Consider the following 18384-nt stretch of genomic DNA (forward strand, 5'->3'; position numbering starts at 1 on the left):
CAGCAGGGCCGCCGGCCACGCCCGGTCCGCGGGAGCGAACCGGACCCCTCGCCATGCAGTTGCCGTTCGAACACCATGATCTGGTGACGCAAGGCGAGGATCTCGGCGTCCTTGTCACGGTCACTCATCGGCAGCAGCCGCAACAGAGCCAGAGCGTTGGTCACACCGAGATAGGCCAGTCGCAGCAGCACAGCGAGCCATCCTCGCGCAGTACCCGGCGCAGATTAGACATGACCCCGCCACCCGAGTCGACATGCGCGCCCGCGGTGACCCTGGGCGCCAGGGTCCGACGGTCGCCACTCGCCTGCAGCCCCAGCGCCGCGCCGCTACAGCAAGGATCCGGCGAGCGCGATGTTCTGTGTCCTCAGCGCGCCGGTCACCAGACGCATGATCCGGCGCGCACCGTACGCCTCGAAGTGGGTGTGGTCGTTGCAGAAGAACTGTCCTACGGGCCCGACGGTGTAGTCGCCGTTGTTGGGGCAGAGGTGGAGCGAGTTGTAGTAGTCGACGCTGAGGGTCCGCAGATCGATGACGGGAGCACCGGTGGCGGCGCCGGCGGCGAAGGTCTCCGGGTAGAAGCCGCGGTTCAGGGTGGCCGTGCTGCCGGAGCAGGCGATGGCCGCGACCGGCGTGACCAGGATGGGGAAGGCGCCCCGTGCCTGGGCGGTCTGCGCCATCATCGTCATCAGCTGCTGGTAGCGGGCGCCGCCGACGTGCTTGGGGCAGGCGCTGTCGCCGTCGTTGATGCCGAACTGGATGAACAGGTAGTCGCCGGCCTTCATGCCGTCGAGCACCTTCTGCCAGTTGACCGAGGGGGTCGTCGAGCTGAGGGCACATTCGCCGGCGGAATTCTTGTTCGCGGTGACGCCGCCCTCGTAGAGCCACGTCTGGATGCTGCGACCGGAAACCGCCAGGTTGTTCACCACGATGTTGCTGTGGAACTGCCCGTCGAACTCGGTGGCCCAGCCAACCGGACAGCCGGTGTGCGGGTTGGCCATGGTCGAGTCACCGGCCATCCAGACGTTGGTCGTCACCGCGGCGGCGGCCGCCGGCTTCATCCGGACACCGCACCCGGGAGAGGCGGTCATCGCTTCGGCGGCGCTCGGGCCCACCGCTGACAGAGCTGTCATGAGGGCGCAGAGGAGCAGTAAGCGAACCGTATGCATGGTTCCTCCTGACGGGATCGACGCCCGGACGACAGCCGCGAGGCGGGGACGAGGCGCTTATGCACGCGCCCACTGCTGGTTGGCGCCACCGTTGCAGGTCCAGATCTCGACCTTGGTGCCGTTGGCGGTGGCGGCGCCGGTCACGTCGAGGCACAGCCCCGACTGCACGCCGGTGACCGTGCCGTTGCTGTTGAGGTTCCACCGCTGGTTGGCGCCGCCGTTGCAGTCGTAGATGTCGACCCTCGCGCCCGCCGCGGTGGACTGGCTGTTCACGTCCAGGCACTTGCCGCCGATCCCGACCAGCTGTTGCGACGCGGTGTAGGTCCAGGACTGGTTGGCGCCGCCGTTGCAGTCATAGATGTCGGTCTGCGTCGCGTTGGCGGTAGTCGAGCCGGGCACGTCCAGGCAGCGGCCGGAGCCGACGCCGCGCAGGACGCCCGTGCCGGTGCCGCCGCCCGTGCCGACCACGCCGGTCGCGGTGTCGACGGTCCAGCTGGACCGGCAGGTCATCGACACCGTGGTGCCGCTGATGGTCAGGGGCTCCCAGACGTAGCGGGAGTCGCTCAGCGTGCCCGGATTCCACCGGTCGCCCAGGAAGACGTAGCTGGTGGTCGAGCTGCCGGTGACGGGCAGGATCGCGGTGGTCTGCGAGTTGCACGTGTTGGTGCCGGAGGGGCGAAGCTGCGCCACCCGCTCCAGGTGCCGGTGACGGAGGTGGCCGTCGTGTACTGGTTGTCGTTCGTCGACCAGCCGGTGAGGTGGGAACCGAACAGGTAGTACGTGCCATTGATCTTGACCATGGCCGGCGCCTCGTACTGGTCGAGGGTCTTCACCAGCGCGGTGACGCTGAGGAAGTCGGCCGACAGCTGGTAGATCTGCAGCTTGGCGCTGGTGCGGTCCTCGCTGAGGAAGTACGCCGTGCCGCCGTCCAGGAACAGGTTGTCGTCCAGGCTGTCGTGGCCCAGCGGCTTGAAGCTGCCCCGGTAGGTGTAGCTGCCGCACACGCTGCTACTGGTGGCGACCCCGGCCTTGCGCTCGGAGTAGCCGCTGTTGTCGATGTGCATGTACATGACGTACGTCGCCGTGCTCGCGTTGTAGATGACGTGCGGGCGCTCGACGATCCGGTTGGGCCCGAGGTCGCCGCTCGACTGCCGGGTGAGCACGTTGCCGACGAACTGCCACGTCGCCAGGTCGGTGGACGAGTAGCACTTGATGTTCTGGAACGGGGAGCCGCCGGTCTTGTCCTCACCGAGCCAGTAGTACATGTCACCGACCTTGATGATGCCCTCACCGTGCGCCTGGATCGGGTTCCGCGACGTGTCGGTCCACACGGTGCCCGGCGTGACGGCCACGGCCGCGGCCCAGGCGGCCGGGGCGAGAAGCCCCACCGCGAGCAGCAGGGCGGCACCAAGGAGCGGCAGCAGTCGTCTCACCGAACAGACCTCTTAAATCGAAGTAAGTCAATGTTGAGAACGTTAACATAGCTCCGACCCGGTGAGACGTCAACGTGTGGCTGTGCTTCGCCCGTGACCACCGTGCCGTTCAAGGTGGGGTCTCGGCCGGGCCGCCGTGGGCCGCGGCCGCCAGGCGAAGAGGCGTGGTCGGCGAGGACCTGCCCGTGCAGGTCAGGCAGCATGCTTGTATTGGTGGAGCAGGCCGCCGAGGCGATCGCTTCGCCGGACGTGTGACGGGTGAGTGATCCGTAATCCGTGATCGGTTCGGTAACGACTGCAAGGGCCGGGCGTTCGTGATGCCCCGATGGGCCGGTGGTCGTTGTGCTGGCGGCGCCGAGCTACGCCGTCAGGCCGGCGCGGCCACGATGAGGCCGGAGGGCGGTGGCAGCTCGTGCAGGCCGGCGAACCGCCAACCCGTCGCTCCGAGCCAGTCGGCGACCTCGTCCACCTGGTACAGGTCGCCGCCGCTGATCATCAGGAACTCGCCGGCGCCGAACCGCGCCGACGGGTGCGGCGCCACGTCGGTGCGCCACCAGTCGACCAGCAGCAGGCGCCCGCCGGGGGCGATCGCCTCGCGTGCCCGGCGGAACAGTTCGGCGATCTGTTCGGGCGGAAACAGGTGCACCACGTTGGCGACCAGCACGGCGTCGTGCCCGCCGGGCAGCGGCTCGGCAAAGATGTCCCGCCCGACGGCGGTGAGGCGGCCGGCGAGCGGCCCGTCCGCCGCCCCCGCGGCGACCGCCGACGCCACCTCCGGCAGGTCCACCAGGGTCGCGCTGAGATCGGGGTGCGCGGTGAGGATCGGCTTGACGAACGTGCCGTAGCCACCACCCACGTCGAGCAGCCGCCGGTGCTGGCCGAAGTCGTAGCCGCGGGCCAGGTCGGCGGCGGTCTCAGCGGTGACCAGCGCGACGGCCGACTCGTACGCCTCGGTCTGCGTCTTGTCGAGCTGCGGCCGCAGGCCGCGCCGGGTGCGGTACGCCTCGGTGGCGTGCTGCCAGGTCGGGTAGCTCACCAGATCCCAGTAGCGGGCCAGCGGCCGCAGGTCGAACGTGCCCCGCCCGGCGAGGAACGCCTCGGCGTCGGGCGCGTTGCGGAATCGGCCGCCGTCGCGCACCAGCAGGCCCGCGTCGGCCAGCAGGTCGGCCATCGCGCGGGCGCTGCGCTCGGGAATCGAGCATCGCTCGGCCAATTCGGCCGGGGTGTGACCGTCGGGCGCGGCGGCCGCGAACAGTCCCACCTCGATGGCCGCGAACAGGGTCCTCGGGGTGTGCAGATCACCCGCGAGCGGCGAGCGGCGAGCGGCGAGCGGCGAGCGGCGAGCGGCATGACCATATCCATCGATGAGCCGCTATGGGAAGATGGCCCTGTCCTCGGGTCCTCGGCCAAGCGAGGAATCATGACCTACCAGCTGCTGCGGTCCGCCCTGGCGACCGTCTCGGCCATCGGGCTGCTCGGCGTGGCCGCATCGGCGACCGGCGCCGTCGCGGCGCCCTCGGTGACCGCGGCGCCCCCGCCGGCAGCCCTGGCCGACTGCCCGACGCCGGCCACGTTCGACCCGCGGCTGAGTGACATCAGCCCGACGAACGGGACGCAGAGTACGTCCCTCTCGGTCAGCTTCCGGTGGACGCCGATCGTGCTGCCGTCCGGCTGCGACGCAGTGGTGCAACTCCTGGTGGCCACCACGGTCCCGGTGATCGGTGCCCCGCGCCGAACCCGGTGTCGCTACCGGCCGCGTCGGCCAGCCCGGTCACCACGGTCGACAACGCACCGTACAACGGTGCTTTCGTCGCCGGGCAAACGACCGCGTTCGGGTTCATCGCGACCGGTGGCGACTGGAGCAACGCCAGCCTCGCCGGCCTGGCCTGCACGCCCACGGCGGGAATCCAACGATGGTTGACGCGTTCCGCCGCCCATCAGCCGACGTACATCAAACTTTGGGAAGAGGTTGTGATCATGGCGTTACCGAGACGGGTGGCCCTGGCGCAGGCCGGGCTGGCCGCCGGAGTCGGCCTGCTGATCGCGGTCGCCGCGGTTCCTGCGATGACGGGCAGCGCGGCGGCAGCCACCAGTACGGGCGGGTGCCAGGCGGCGGCACGGATCGACACGCAGTGGGGCAGCGGTCCGACCGGCGGTGAGGTCCTCAGCGTCACAGTCGTCAATACCGCGACGACGGCCGCGACGACCTGGTCAGTGGCGTGGACACTGCCGAGCGGTCAGCAGATCACCAACGCCTGGAACGCCACGGTCAACACATCGAGCGGGATCGTGACCGCGGTCAACACGTCCTGGAACGGCACGCTAGCACCGGGCGCCTCGACAAGCTTCGGGATGCAGCTGGCCGGTACCGGCCCGGCACCGGCGTTGAGCTGCGGCAACGATGCCGTCCCGCCACCCTCCACGCCGCCGGTGTCCAGCTCGGCGAGCAATACCCCGCCGGGACCCGGCGACGTCAACCTCGGCGAGGCCGACAGCCGCACCACCGTCAACCTGGTCGTCGGGCAGACACTCGGCGTGTCGCTACCCGGGAACTACAAGCCGTTCACATCGTCCGATCCGGCAATGAGCCTGCTGTCGAGCAGCGGCGGTTACCCGGCCGGGCAGCCGCTCAGCGAGCTGTTTCGGGCGGTAGGGATCGGTTCACTCGACCTGTCCACGGAGACCGACGCTCCGTGCTTCCACACGACGCCGCCCTGCGCGATGCCGGTCCACCAGTGGATCGTCCACGTCAACGTCGCGCGCGCACCGACTCCCGGCGACGTCACCATCGGAGAGACCGCCAACCAGACCACGGTCACGCTGTACCTCGGCCAGACGCTCGGCGTGTCACTGCCCGCGGAGTACCGGCCCCTCACGTCCACCACCGGACCGCTGATCCTCCTGTCGCAAAGCGGCGGAGACCCGACCGGCCAGCCCCTGAACGCGCTGTTCCGGGCCGTCAACGTCGGCTCGACCACCCTGCACACAGAGTTCGACTTCCCGTGCACCCACGACCCGACGCCCTGCCCGGGGCCGTACCGACCGTGGACGGTAAACGTCACCGTCCTCAACGCGCCGCCGCACACGTAGGCCGCCACCATCACCGAGATCCACAGCAGCACATTCACCGGCGGCGGGGTCCGCCCCTTATCGCCAGCGGGGCCGATACCGGCGGGATCATCCCGCCGGTATCGGTTGCCTCACGGGGTCCACGCCCGGTCGTGCTGCGGGTCGCCGCAGCGTTCACCGAACTCACCCGCGCGATCTGACGCATGGCCCGGCCAGGCAAACAATATTCCGGGTCGGTGCGGGTTCGGTCGTTGCCGGTCGGCCGCGTGGCGCGAGATCAGCTGATGGTCAGGGCGACGGCTTGAACGGGGCCGTTGACCAAGTCGAGCTGCCGCTCGTAGACACCCGGGGCGAGCCGGCGCCCGCCAGCGGTGGCCCCACCCCGCCGACCCGGCACCTGGGTGTGATCGTGACCAGGGCGGATTCTGACGTTTGCACGCCGGCACCGGTTGCGGTGACAGTGACCCGTACGTGCCCGGTCCTGGCCGCGGTGAGAACTCCCGCCAAGGTGACGCTCGCTCCGGCGGTGTTGGTGTCCATCGGGGCGATCTGGTAGCTGTACGTCGTTGTCGGGTCGGCCGGGAACACACTCGCGGACAGCTTCGCCCCCGAGGATGCCTGGTCGAGCGTCACTTTCCGGTCACCGAAGTCGACCCGCGACGTGTGGGCGTTCGGGAACGCCGAACCGGTGGCGTCCGGTGCGCCGGAGGTCACCACGACCGGGAATGTGGTCGACCTGCTCTCCCCGTTGGCCGTGGCCTTTGCCGTGATCAGGACGGCGCCGGTGGACACGGGCTTGACCGAGCCGCCGGCGTTGACCGTCGCGACCGCCGGGTTGGAGGAGGTGTACTTCACCTTGAGCGCCCGATCGGAAAGATCCCGGAACGTCATGTCGTGCTTGGTGACCGACAGTTGGGCGTTGATCCGGTTGTCGGGGGTGTCCAGGCTCAACTCGGTGGCATCCGGCTGGGCCGAGACCACCTCGACGCCGGCCGTGCGGTGTCCGGTCACCCGCAGGCTCACCGACTTCAGGTCCGCGCCGGCCGAGCTCGGACCGGCCAGGATGGTCCAGTCGCCCGTGGGGAACACCTTCTTGTGCTTCACGTCGTCCCAGAACCACAGGTCACCGGCGCCAATGGTGACCCTCACCGTCTTGGAAGTCCCAGCGATCAGGCCGCTCTTGACGAAACCCTTCAGCTGCTTGAGCGGGCGCTGGTTCCCATCGGCTCCCTTCGGAGCCCTGGCGTAGACCTCCACGACAGCCTTGCCCGGGTTGCTGGCGACCCGGTTCGACACAGGCACCGAGACCGTCACCGCATCGTCGGGAGTGATCTTCGAGGAGGACAGTCTCGGGGTGCCGTAGACGAACGGCGAGTACGACAGACCTTGACCGAACACATAGTGGGGAGCCGCGCAATCGGGACCGACCTGGTAGTAGAGGTACGTCCGGCCGCACTTGGCGCCTTCCGCCTTGGTCATCCGGTAGTCCTCGATCGCGAGGTCCGGAGCGGCCGCCGGCCCGAGTTGTGCGTCAACGTCGGAGTACCAGGTCAGCGGCAGCTTGCCCGAGAAGTTGGCCACCGCAGTACGCCCGTCCTCGAGCTTCACCGCGTCGTTGAACAACAACTCGGGCATCGCCTTGCCCTGGTACATGCCGTTGAAGGACGACCAGACGATCGCCCCTACGCTCGGCAGGTCCTTGAACGCGCTGACGTCGACCATGGTCTTGGCCTGGATCCACACCACGATCTTCTTGCCGTATTTCTGGGCGAGCGGGGCGATCGAGTCCCGGATCAGCTCGGCCTGCATGCGTGGCATGACGACCGTGGAGCGGTCCCTACCCTCGCCGCCGTCGTTGTTCCGGTGACCGGCGACGACCACGACATTGTCGGCCTGTGAGATCTGGTATTCGGCGGTCGCCGCGTCCGTCACGGGATCACAGGGGCTGCTGGCGCACAGCGAGGTGGTGATCGAGCTGCCGTTGGCGTCCAGGACGTCGGGGAACACCGCGAGGTGGTCGGACAGGAACGGCGTGCTGGAGCCCGCGGTCACGGCCGAGGCGGGCGACCCCGTCCGCTCAGCCAGCGCCTGGGCGAAGGTGGTGTTGACAGCCGTCGGCCCGGAGTAGGAGCCCGACTGGAACGCGTTGAGGGAGTCCACGTGCCCCAGGGCGACTGTCTTTCCGGTCGCCGCGCCCGCGAACGGGAGCGTTCTGCCGGCGTTCTTCAGCAGCACGGGCGCCTCGAGGGCAGACTCGTGCGCGACCGCACGGTGCGCCGGCGACGCCAGCTTGACATCGGGATCGCCGCCCGCCGACAGCGAGTAGGACTCACTGTTCCACGGGACCGAGCCGACGGGATCGAACTCGCCCAACTGGAACCGCGCGGTGAAGGCGCGGACGAGCGCGATGTCGACGTCGGACTCGCTGACGAAGCCCTGGCTCTGAGCCGCCGGGAGTCCGGTCGCAGTCGGGTAGTCACCGCCCGAGCAGTCGAGATCGGTGCCGGCCTTGAGCGCCCAGGCGTTGCCGAGGGTCTTATCGATCTGCGTCTGACCGCCGAGTTGGACCGGATGCCACGAGTGTCCCGACGTCCCGGTTCCGTACACGCGGGTGATCGCATCGCAGTCGGAGACGATGTAACCGTCGAAGCCGTACGACCTGCGCAGCATGGTCTCGATGGCGTACCGGCTCGCCGCAGCGGGCGTCCCGGGAGTACCGCCGGGGGTGGCATTGTCGCGAGGGCTCCACAGGGTCGGGTAGCTCGAGGCAGACGGGTATTCCGTCGTGTAGTCCTCCACGTCGGACAAGGCGTTGTAGGCGACCATCAGTGACCGCGCGCCCGCCTTGCCGGCCGAGGTCGCGAAGGGCGGCAGGAAATACTCGTGCATCGAACGCTCGGTGAAGTTCGACGTGCCGAAGTCGCGGTTCGCCTCGGAGTTGTTCGCCAGGTAGTGCTTCGGCGTGGCGACCGCCTGAACGTAGTCGTGCGCCCCGGCGGGAATCGTGTCGGGACGCGACGAGGTGTTGCCCTGCAAACCGGTCACGAAGGCGCCGGCCACCTGGCCTGCCAGGAAGGGATCCTCGGTGTATGACTCGTCCGCCCTCCCCCACCGGGGATCGCGGTTGAGGTTCTGGTTCGGCGACCAATAGGTCAAGCCGTGACAGGCGCCACCGACGGGGTTGGGATTCGCCACACCCGGCGGGCAGGACGTGTTGTAGGTCACGCGGGCCTCGTCAGCGATACCGCCGGCAATCTCCTGGGTGATGGCCGGATTCCACGTCGATGCGATCGAGGTGCTCTGCGGATATTGCGTGTAGTTGCCGTTGCCGGGGATGGTCGGGAAGTAGATCCCGTGGTTCGCCTCCCCCCAGTACCCGTACGACTTCACGCCGAGCCGGTCGATCGCCTTCGGCTTCGGACGCCAGGTCGCATGCGGCTGCATGGCTATCAGCTGGTCGTACTTCTCCTCCAGAGTCATACGCGAGACCAAGTCCGCCGCACGGACACTGAATGGCAGCGAGGGGTTCTTGTACGCCGGCGTGCCCTCGGCGGACGCCGAAGCCGGCTGCACGAACGCGCCGAGGGAGCCCACCGCCAAAGCCCACGCCAGCCCGAACGCCAAGAACCGGCGCCCTGAACTCCTGGAGCCTCTGCCGTGCCCCTTTCCTCGCGAGGGCGCAGCACTGGTCTCCACCATGTGAAGGTCTCCCCTGCTGTCCAAGGTGGCGAACTCCGATCTCTCGATGGATCTGAACTGCTGTCCCGCTGCCACACGACCCCGGTGAGCCGCCGCCCGTGGCGATCGGGAGAATTGCAACTGAACTGGTCGGTCCAGCGATAGATCAGCGTCAATTAAACAGCAGAACTATAACGGTTACGCGAACGGTTTGGCAGGAGAGGTCCTGGAGCAGCGTCGATTGCATCTGAACAAGTTCAAGATTGACAATCGGTCCTCCGTGGCCGATCAGTGAGATGACCGCGCCGCGTCTGCCGGAACGCTGCCGGCGCCGCGCCGAGGATCGGGGCGGCGGCCGCAGCGGTGATGAGCCTGCGCGTCCCGGTCCAGTACGGATCGTGCTGGCCGTTGGCGCTGAACCGGTACCAGTAGGCGGTGTCCGGCGTCAGCCCGTCGATCGTCATCGTCCCGCTGCGCTCCGGCCCGGACACCGCCTCGGCCACCGGGTTCAGCCACTGCCGTGCGTCCTCGGAGCTGGCGAAGAGCGTCACGGTGACCGGCGGGTCGTAGCCGCAGGGCGGCCCCAGGAAGATCGAGTAGCTGATCGTCAGGCTCGTGGTGGTCGCCCCCGCCACCGCGCCGGTGAGCAGTATCGCTGGTGGGCACGTCACCGCCGGCGTGGGCGCGGCCGCGGGCAGCGCGCCACCCGTCGTCGGTGGACCGGCGGCCGCGGCGCCGGCCGCCCCGCCGAGCACGGTCTCCAGGGCGAGGGCCGCCCCGCCGAGCACGGCGCTCAATCTGTACCGCATCCTTGCCTCCCGGGTCCGATCATTGGCATCCCGGTTATATCGAAGGACGACAATGAGGGAAATGCCGTCCCAGTTGAAGGACGCGGCAGCGGTACCTTTGCCTCGTCCGGCGTGGTCGCGAGCCGGGCCAAGCAGGGGGCCCAGTGTCGCAGTCCAGGCCTCCCGGCGGCGAATGGACGATGTCGGCTCAATCGTGCAGCTGCTCGATCAAGCGGCGTACCTCGGCCCCGCAGTCTGCCTGGTCTTGTTAATGCTAACGAAGGCAGCAACATGATACTCAACGGCATCTCATTGACGACCGTCATTGACTTGATACGTTGTGAACGTTAACTTCACCGTAACCGGGTAGCCGGGGGTAAGCGACGCGGCGCGTGGGCCGGCGACTTCGCCGCGGCGGGGAAAGCGGTTTCCGTCCCGCCGGAGAGCGCCGGCCGGTCAGCTGAGTGGTTCTCCAGTCGTCTCGGACCACGACGTTCTGCGGGCCGTTGCCCCACGGATACGCGCCGATGAAGACCGACAGGAGTACCCGATGACCAACCTCGAGAATGAGCCGGTGACCGGAGAACGACGGTTGCTGAGCCGCCGCGCCGTTCTGACGACGATGGGGGCCGTTCCGATTCTCACGGTCACGGCGTCGGTGATGGCGGCCACGGACGCCTCGGCCGCGGCCGCGAACATCAATCCGTCCGCCCCGAAGCAGACCATCAAGGGTTTCGGCGCCATGTCCCACGCGGCCTGGATCGGTGACCTGACCGCCGCCCAGCGGGACACGGCGTTCGGCAACGGCGAGGGCCGGCTCGGGTTCTCCCTGCTACGGATCCCGGTCGGAGAGAACCAGTCGGACTTCAGCCGCGACCTCGCGACCGCCAAGCGCGCCGTCGAACTCGGCGCGACCGTCTTCGCGTCGCCGTGGAACCCGCCCGCCGGCATGACCGAGACCTTCACCCGCAACGGAGTGCCCAACCAGAAAAGGCTCAAGGCAAGCTCGTACGGGGCCTACGCCACCCACCTGAACGACTTCACCACCTACATGCGCACCAACGGGGTGAACCTCTATGCCATCTCGGTGCAGAACGAACCCGACTACGCGTCGACGTGGACGTGGTGGACCTCCGCCGAGATCGTCAAGTTCCTGAAGGAGAACTCCGGCGTCATCGGCACTCGCGTCATCGCCCCCGAATCGTTCCAGTACATCAAATCGATGTCCGACCCGATCCTCAACGATGCCGCGGCGCTGGCCAACGTGGACATCATCGGGGCCCACCTCTACGGCACCTCGTACGCGAACTTCCCGTACCCGCTGTTCAAGCAGAAGGGAGCGGGCAAAGAGCTCTGGATGACCGAGGTCTACTACCCCAACAGCAACACGAATTCGGGGGACGCCTGGCCCGAGGCGCTCGACGTGGCCGAACACATCCACCACGCCATGGTCGACGCGGAATTCCAGGCGTACGTCTGGTGGTACCTGCGGCGCAGCTACGGCCCCATGCGCGAGGACGGCCAGATCAGCAAACGAGGCGCGATGATGGCGCACTTCGCGCGGTTCGTCCGCCCGGGATACGTACGGATCGACGCGACCGCCAACCCCGCGTCGAACGTCTTCGTATCGGCATACAAGAGCGGCGACACCCTCGTCATCGTCGCCGTCAACAAGAACACCTCCGCGGTCAGCCAACAGTTCACCCTCGCGGGCACCACCTCGTCCGGCACCGTCGCCAACTGGCTGAGCGACGCCAGCCGCAACGTCGCGCCCCAGAGCGCGCTCACCATGACGAACGGCTCGGTCACCGTCACCCTGCCCGCCCGCAGCACCATGACGTTCGCGACCACCATCGGCGGCACCTCGTCGCCCAGCCCGTCGACCAGCGCCTCACCCACCGTGACGCCGACGGTGACGCCATCCGCGGGTACGGCGCCGCAGGTCAGCTACACCATGAGCACGTGGGACTCCGGCTTCACCGCCACCATCGGCATCACCAATGCCGGACCCTCGACGATCGACGGCTGGACGCTGACCTTCACCCTGCCCTCGGGCCAGTCGATCACCTCGGGCTGGAGCGCCACCTACTCTCCGGCCAGCAGCACGGTGAATGCTCGCAATGTCAGCTACAACGGCACGCTGGCGCCCGGAGCCACGACGTCCATCGGCTTCCAGGCCACCCACACCGGCAACACCGGCAAGCCCGCATCCTTCACCCTCAACGGCGTTCCCTGCACCGTCGTCTGAGCGGTTCGCTCCATCGTCCACCTGCGGGCCGCGCATTTCATGCTGACCACGACCTGCCCGGGCGCTCGGTCGGGAAAACGATTGTCGTGCCCGCTGAGCTGCGCCGACGCAGCAAGTTGAGTTGACGGCAGTGGTCGTGGACCCCGCAGGCGGCCAGCGAGAGCAACCCGTTCGAGGGCAAGGCGAACAGCGGCGCCACCTGGACGAACGACGTCAGCCACGGCGACCTGGTGCGGGCGACCGCCGACCAGACGATGACCGTCGACCCCTGCAACCTGCAAATGCTCTACCAGGGGTACGCCCCGGGCTCGTACCCCGACTACGGCAAGCTGCCCTACCGGCCCGGCGTCCTGACACTGCGCCGCTGACGGCCGGCCGTTCCATGTTCGGCGTCCGGCTCGCCGCCGCCGGCCTACCTCGTGCGGCCGGCCGATCCGCTGCCGGACATTCGGGCCGACGGCGCACTAGCGTCAGCTCCGATCTCGCCGTCGCCGCCGCACCCGGCCCTCGCTGCTCCCCGCCCTTCGCCACGCCCGGTCCTCGTCGCGTCCGTCCCTGGCTGCTCGCGACCCTCGTCACGTCCGTCCCTCGCTGCTTCCGGCCCTGGTCACGCCGGCCCCGGCGACGCCCTGCGGCCGGTGCTTGCGCGGTCGGCGCGGCACCGGCCAAAGGGCGGTAATACGTCAGGCGGCGGTGCAGGTCAGGGTAGGAGAGCTGTTGGTGCCCTGCCAGGTGCCGAGGAAGCCGAACTGGGTGCCGGCGCCTGCGCCGAGCGGGCCGTTGTAGCTCACGTTGTGGGCGGTGACCGCGGAGCCGTTCGCCGTGATGGTGGCGTTCCAAGCCTGGCTCACCGTCTGCCCGTTGCCCCACTGCCACGTGACGGTCCAGCCGGAGAGGGCTCGGCTGCCGGCGGTGACGGTGACCGCTGCCTGGAAGCCGCCGGACCACTGACCGGTGACGGCGTAGACCGCCGTGCAGGACGCGCTGCCGCTCGATGGGGTGGGGGTGGGTGAGCTGGGCGACGGGGTGGGCGTGGTGGGCGACGGGGTGGGCCCGCCGGGCGTACCGATGCTGCCGGGCACCGTCTGCAGGGCGGCGAACCAGGTGGCGGCCATCTCGTCGTATCCGGTGGCGGTGGGATGGATGCCGTCGATGAGGTCGTTGGTGGTGAGGGCGCTGTGCATGTCGACGAGGTGGACCTTCTTGCCGGCATTCGCTTTGCTCTGCACGATGCCCGGGAGCGCAGCGTTGAAGGTCCGCGCCGCCGACTCCTGGCTCCCGTTCGACAGCGGGATGATGGTGGCCACGAAGACATCGGCCGACGGGGCGGCGGCGGTGATGTGGTCGATCAGGGTGGAGAGCCGCCCGGGCGCGCCGGAGACGTTGTAGTTCTGCAGGATGTCGTTGGTGCCGATGTGCAGCAGCACCGTGCCCGGTGTGGTCGTCCGCAGCCAGCCGTTGATGTTCGCGTCGATCTGATCGATGCGCCAGCCGGGATGCCCCTCGTGGTCGTGGTCGCCGAGCGAGGCCGGGCCGTTGACCTGCGAGCCGACGAAATCGACCCGGTAGGCGGCGGCGGTCAGACGCTGCCACAGCCCGATCCGGTAGCCGCCGGGCACTTGGGTGCCTTCGGTGATCGAGTCGCCCAGCGGCATGACCCGTACGCCGCCGTTGGACTCGGCGGCGGCCCGGTCGCCGTGGGCGACCACGCCTGCGCCGCCCACCAGAATGACGAGCGCGGCAGCGGCAAGGCGGTGCCAGCGTCGTTCCGGCGGGAGGGGCCGCCGGTGCGGCCGGGCATCCGCTGATGAGGTCTCCACGGGAGCTCCCAAGGGGCGCGAGGGGCGGGAATCATCGGCAACGGGAGTTCCCTCATCGGTCTCGGGAGCGCTCCCATACATTTATGCATGCCAATGTATCGACCGCCGGGGGTGACGCGCCACCCCCGGCGGGCGGGTGACCATGGAGGGATGACCGCAACGCCGCGTGCCGCCCCGGACGCGGAGCCCCCGCTCACCACACCGAACAGCCGCCCTCGCCGGTAGTTTCCTCGACGGCGGCGGGGGAAGTGCAGACTGGAGACCGCCAAGCTTGATCACGGCAGGAGAGACGACGATGGCCGCAGGGAAACTGACCCAGGACGGGCGGGCGCGTGTGCTCGCCGACGGCAACGAGATTCCGCTACTCGCGCTCGGGTGTGGCAGGTGCCCGACGGCCCGGAGTGCGAGAAAGCGGTGCGCTGGGCACTGGAAGCCGGCTACCGCCACATCGACACCGCCCAGGCGTACGGCAACGAGGCCAGCGTCGGACGGGCGCTGCGCGACAGCGGCATCGCCCGCGAAGACGTCTTCATCACGACGAAGTTCTACCCAGGTTCGCGCGACCCGGAGGCCGAGGCCGAGCGCAGTCTCGAGCGCCTCGGCGTGGAGCGCGTCGACCTGTACATCGTGCATTGGCCACAGGGCGGCCCGACCTGGGCCTGGGACGGCATGCAACGCGCGCACCAGCGCGGCTACGCACGTTCGATCGGCGTCTCGAACTTCGCCGCCTCGGAGATCGACGATCTGCTCAAGGTGGCCGACGTGGCGCCGGTCGTCAACCAGGTGCAGTTCAGTCCATTCGAATTCCGCCGCGAGCTGCTGGCCGCCTGCGAAGCACGCAGCCTGGCGCTGGAAGCCTACAGCCCGCTGGGCACCGGCCGGCACCTGCGCGATAGTCAGGTGGCCGAGATCGCCGAGCGACGGGGCCGCACTCCGGCTCAGGTGCTGATCCGCTGGGCGCTGCAGCGCGGCCTCATCGTGCTGCCCAAATCCACCCATCGTGAACGCATCGAGCAGAACGCGCAGGTCTTCGACTTCGAGTTGACCTCCGCCGACATGGACACGCTCGACGGACTGGACGGCACCGGCGGCACGGACCGCGCCCGGGAGCAAACCTGGTGGTGAGTCTCCCGGAGCGCTGACTCCGCACCGCGTCCCGCCGGCCTGGTCCGGCGCAGGCCCCGGAACCGCTGGTTCCGGGGCCGCGCTCATTCCGGTGATCAGGCGAGTGCGCAGGTCGCGCCGTTCAAGGTGAACGAGGCTGGAGCCGCGGCGTTGGAGCTCAGCCGTCCCCCAGGGTTATCTTGAAGATCTTCTCGTTGCTATTCTGGGGCGTGCTGTCCTTGTCGCCGCGGGTGCTGGTGGTCAGCCACAGGTTCCCGTCGACGGCTGGTTCCACGGTGCGCAACCGGCCGTAGGTGCCGACGTAGTACTGCTGGATGTCGGTCAGCCGGTCACCGTCGATCACTGCGCGGTACAGCCGAGTGCCGCGCAGGCAGGCGATGTAGAGGACGTCACGCACGATCGCGATGCCGCTGCAGGACGCCGACGCGACCGGGTAGGTCTGCACCGGCGCGACGAAGCCCGCGGTGCCGCAGGCGTCGCCGATCGTGCCCTCGCAGGCGGGCCAGCCGTAGTTGCCGCCCTTGACCACGAGGTTGGTCTCGTCCATCACGTTGTTGCCGAACTCCTGCTCCCACAGCCGGCCTTGCGAGTCGAACGCCAGACCCTGCGGGTTCCGGTGGCCGTAGCTCCAGACGACACTGCCGGGGAAGGGGTTGTCCGCCGGGACGCTGCCGTCCGGGTTCAGCCGCAGCACCTTGCCGCCGAGATTGGTGAGGTCCTGTGCCTGGTCCGGGTCCTGGCCGTCGCCGGCGGCCGCGTACAACTTGCCATCCGGCCCGAACCGCAGTCGGCCGCCGTTGTGGTACTTGTTGCGCGGGATCCCCGTGACGAGAATCTGCCGGGTGGCGGTGCGCAGTGTGCCGTCGTACTGGAAGCGGACGATGCGGTTGTCGGTCGCCGTGGTGTGGTAGACGTACAGCCAGTGGTCGCTAGCGAAACTCGGTGAGATCGCCAGACCCAGCACCCCGCCCTCGCCGTTGGTGCCGGCCGCGTCCGGCACCTTGCCGATGCTGTGCTTGCCCGTGCCGTCCGGCGCCATCGCCTGAATGGTGAACAGGTCGCGCTGGCCGTAGAGCACCGTCCCGTCCGGCAGCTGCACCAGGCCCCACGGCAGGTCCCGCTCGGTGGTCACCTGGGCGATGCCGCATACGGCGGCGCAGGCGGTTCCGGTGTGGACCGACACCGCCGCGCTCGGCGCCGAGGTGTTGCCCTGTGCGTCGCGGGCGACGACGGCGTACGAGTAATCGGTGTCGGCAGCCAGCCCGACGTCGGTGAAGGTGGTGTCGGGCGGGGTGGCGGCCGAACCGGTCAGGGCGCCGACCTTGACGCCGTTGCGCAGCACGTCGTAACCGGTGACGGCCACATTGTCGGTAGCGGCGGTCCATCGCAGGGTGACGACGGTGCCGGCGGCGTGGCCGGTGAGCCCGGCCGGGACGGTGGGTGCGACGGTGTCCGTCGAGCAGAACGGCGGGGTGACCGACACCGTGTTGCTGGCCTGGGAGACGTTGCCGGCGGCGTCCCTGGCGTTGACGTAGAAGCCCCACCTCGCGCCGGCGATGACGCCCAGTGTGATGGTCCGTACGTCCGCGGTGGTGGATCCGATCGCCTGGCCGTCGTGGTAGAGGTCGTAGAAGGCGACGCCGACGTTGTCGGTGGCTGCCGACCAGCTCAGCGTGACGGTCGAGCAGGTGAGGTCACGGGCGGTGAGGCCGACCGGCGCGCTCGGCGGCTGAGTGTCCGCGACGGCCGCCACCGGCATCACACCGGCCACGGGAACACCGGCCGCTGGAGCACCAGCGGCGACACCGGCAACGGGCACACCGGCCGCGGCGATACCGGCCAGCACCGCGGCGACGGTACACACGGAAAGGAGAACGCGTCGTGGCAGCATGAGGACCTCCGACAACGGTGATTTCAGTACGGGTAACCGGGCACGCCCAGGCGCACGCTGTAGAGTCCGGAGTCGCCGGTGCGCCCAGAGGTGATGAACAGGGTCTGCCGGTCCGCGCCGCCGAACGCGACGTTCGTGGTACCGGCGCCGGAGGAGGAGACGGTTCCGAGCTGCCTGCCGTCCGGCGTGAAGACGTGGACGAGGCCGTCCCGCCCCGACGCCCAATAGACGTTGCCGGCACAGTCGATCGTCGCACCGTCGGGTCCGCCGATGGACGCGAACTGCGTCCGGGCGCCGGTGCTGCCGTCGGCTCTTACGGGATAGCTGTAGATCTTGTTCTCGCCGTAGGCGCCGACGTAGAGCGTGGCGCCGTCCGGGGACAGCGCGATGCCGTTCGGTTCGCGCAGCGTGTCGTCGAGCAGCGAGACGACCCCGCCGGAGACCCAGAACACGCTGGTCCGGCCCTTCATCGCGTCGGCGCGGGCCCCGCGCTGGAAGTCCGGGTCGGTGAAGTAGACGACGCCGTCGGAGCGGATCGCCACATCGTTCGGCGAGTTGAACGCCGCGCCCTGGAAGCCGACGGCGACGGCCTCGCGGGCGAAGCCGGGCAGCGCGTACCGCGAGACGCTGCGCTGGTCGTGGGTGGCCGCGACGATCGATCGGCCGTCCGGCGCTAGGGCCAGGCCGTTGCTGCCGGAGGCGGGGACCGCGGTCTCCACCGTGGCCGAGGCCGGGGTGTAGCGCAGGATGGCGGACGGCTGCACCCTCTGCGGCCCGGCCGCCGCGGCCATCTCGGACATCAGGAGATAGTCGCCGTCCGCGATCCACACGGGCCCTTCGAGGAAGGCTCGGCCACCGACGAGACGGGTGGCGGTGGTCGTCGCCGAGGCAAGCGGAGGCCCGTATCCGCCATCGGCGGGGCACGTGCCGGGCGGTGCGCCCGGTGGCAGCTCGGCGGCCTGCGCGGTGGCGGCCGCCCCGGTTGCCACCATCAGCAGGACGCCGGCGGCGCCGGCCGCGAATGCGATCCGCGAGTCCATGTGAGTCCTCTTCATGGGCGAGCTATGCATCGTCGTTCATCGATGGATGACGTTGACAGCGATCCTACGGGAGCGCTCCCAAACCGCAACCGGGCCCGGCCACGGCGCCAGCCCCTGCGGACAACC

At 69.1% G+C, this 18384-nt stretch carries 13 protein-coding genes and 2 pseudogenes; 4 read left to right on the top strand and 11 right to left on the bottom strand.

The genetic code is table 11. The annotated features are described in order from the left end of the window. The 6 genes and pseudogenes from AB0F10_RS29225 to AB0F10_RS29250 form a co-directional block, all read right to left on the bottom strand. Positions 1 to 191, bottom strand: a pseudogene (locus tag AB0F10_RS29225) (hypothetical protein); the annotation flags it as partial. 135 nt (positions 192 to 326) lie between these two features. Next, a complete protein-coding gene (locus AB0F10_RS29230) occupies positions 327 to 1058 on the bottom strand; it encodes a carbohydrate esterase (RefSeq protein WP_360631909.1) in 732 nt (243 codons plus the stop codon). Between the two features lie 165 nt (positions 1059 to 1223). Further along, positions 1224 to 1676, bottom strand: coding sequence for a ricin-type beta-trefoil lectin domain protein (locus AB0F10_RS29235; protein WP_360631966.1), 453 nt, complete (start codon positions 1674 to 1676; stop codon positions 1224 to 1226). A 53-nt stretch (positions 1677 to 1729) separates the two neighbouring features. Beyond that, positions 1730 to 2599 (bottom strand): family 43 glycosylhydrolase, encoded by an 870-nt coding sequence (locus tag AB0F10_RS29240; RefSeq protein WP_360631912.1) that lies wholly within the window; start codon positions 2597 to 2599, stop codon positions 1730 to 1732. 367 nt (positions 2600 to 2966) lie between these two features. Then, entirely contained in the window at positions 2967 to 3860 is an 894-nt protein-coding gene (locus tag AB0F10_RS29245; RefSeq protein ID WP_360631915.1) for a methyltransferase, read from the bottom strand. Positions 3861 to 4024: 164 nt separating this feature from the next. After that, the gene (locus AB0F10_RS29250) at positions 4025 to 4306 is read right to left on the bottom strand and encodes a hypothetical protein (protein WP_360631918.1); all 282 of its coding nucleotides are present in this window, start codon (positions 4304 to 4306) and stop codon (positions 4025 to 4027) included. Between the two features lie 270 nt (positions 4307 to 4576). Between AB0F10_RS29250 and AB0F10_RS29255 the strand changes: the two genes are divergently transcribed. Beyond that, entirely contained in the window at positions 4577 to 5689 is a 1113-nt protein-coding gene (locus AB0F10_RS29255) for a cellulose binding domain-containing protein (RefSeq protein ID WP_360631921.1), read from the top strand. Between the two features lie 267 nt (positions 5690 to 5956). On the opposite strand, the gene AB0F10_RS29260 is transcribed toward AB0F10_RS29255, so the two are convergent. Together AB0F10_RS29260 and AB0F10_RS29265 are read right to left on the bottom strand one after the other, a co-directional pair. After that, complete coding sequence (locus AB0F10_RS29260) at positions 5957 to 9148, bottom strand: glycoside hydrolase family 3 C-terminal domain-containing protein (RefSeq protein ID WP_360631923.1); 3192 nt, start codon at positions 9146 to 9148, stop codon at positions 5957 to 5959. A 455-nt stretch (positions 9149 to 9603) separates the two neighbouring features. Next, positions 9604 to 10155, bottom strand: a complete 552-nt coding sequence (locus AB0F10_RS29265) for a hypothetical protein (protein WP_360631926.1) — start codon at positions 10153 to 10155, stop codon at positions 9604 to 9606. Positions 10156 to 10684: 529 nt separating this feature from the next. Here AB0F10_RS29265 and AB0F10_RS29270 point away from each other — a divergent pair. Together AB0F10_RS29270 and AB0F10_RS29275 are read left to right on the top strand one after the other, a co-directional pair. After that, positions 10685 to 12382 (top strand): cellulose binding domain-containing protein, encoded by a 1698-nt coding sequence (locus tag AB0F10_RS29270; RefSeq protein ID WP_360631929.1) that lies wholly within the window; start codon positions 10685 to 10687, stop codon positions 12380 to 12382. 134 nt (positions 12383 to 12516) lie between these two features. Continuing rightward, positions 12517 to 12750 (top strand): annotated as a pseudogene (locus tag AB0F10_RS29275) (non-reducing end alpha-L-arabinofuranosidase family hydrolase); the annotation flags it as partial. A gap of 315 nt (positions 12751 to 13065) precedes the next feature. Here AB0F10_RS29275 and AB0F10_RS29280 read toward each other — a convergent pair. Beyond that, positions 13066 to 14109 carry a cellulose binding domain-containing protein gene (locus AB0F10_RS29280; protein WP_360631969.1) on the bottom strand — a complete coding sequence of 348 codons (1044 nt, stop codon included), beginning with the start codon at positions 14107 to 14109 and terminating at the stop codon, positions 13066 to 13068. Positions 14110 to 14586: 477 nt separating this feature from the next. On the opposite strand from AB0F10_RS29280, the gene AB0F10_RS29285 reads away from it, so the two are divergent. Continuing rightward, positions 14587 to 15327: an aldo/keto reductase gene (locus AB0F10_RS29285; protein ID WP_360631932.1), complete on the top strand. Its 741-nt coding sequence runs from the start codon at positions 14587 to 14589 to the stop codon at positions 15325 to 15327. 157 nt (positions 15328 to 15484) lie between these two features. Here the strand turns inward: AB0F10_RS29285 and AB0F10_RS29290 are convergent, their stop codons facing one another. Both AB0F10_RS29290 and AB0F10_RS29295 read right to left on the bottom strand, forming a co-directional pair. Beyond that, positions 15485 to 17098, bottom strand: a complete 1614-nt coding sequence (locus AB0F10_RS29290; protein ID WP_360631935.1) for a PQQ-dependent sugar dehydrogenase — start codon at positions 17096 to 17098, stop codon at positions 15485 to 15487. A gap of 143 nt (positions 17099 to 17241) precedes the next feature. Next, positions 17242 to 18273 carry an SMP-30/gluconolactonase/LRE family protein gene (locus AB0F10_RS29295; RefSeq protein WP_360631938.1) on the bottom strand — a complete coding sequence of 344 codons (1032 nt, stop codon included), beginning with the start codon at positions 18271 to 18273 and terminating at the stop codon, positions 17242 to 17244. Positions 18274 to 18384: the final 111 nt, after the last annotated feature.

The organism is Actinoplanes sp. NPDC026623 (assembly GCF_040638275.1).
Taxonomy (GTDB): Bacteria; Actinomycetota; Actinomycetes; order Mycobacteriales; family Micromonosporaceae; genus Actinoplanes.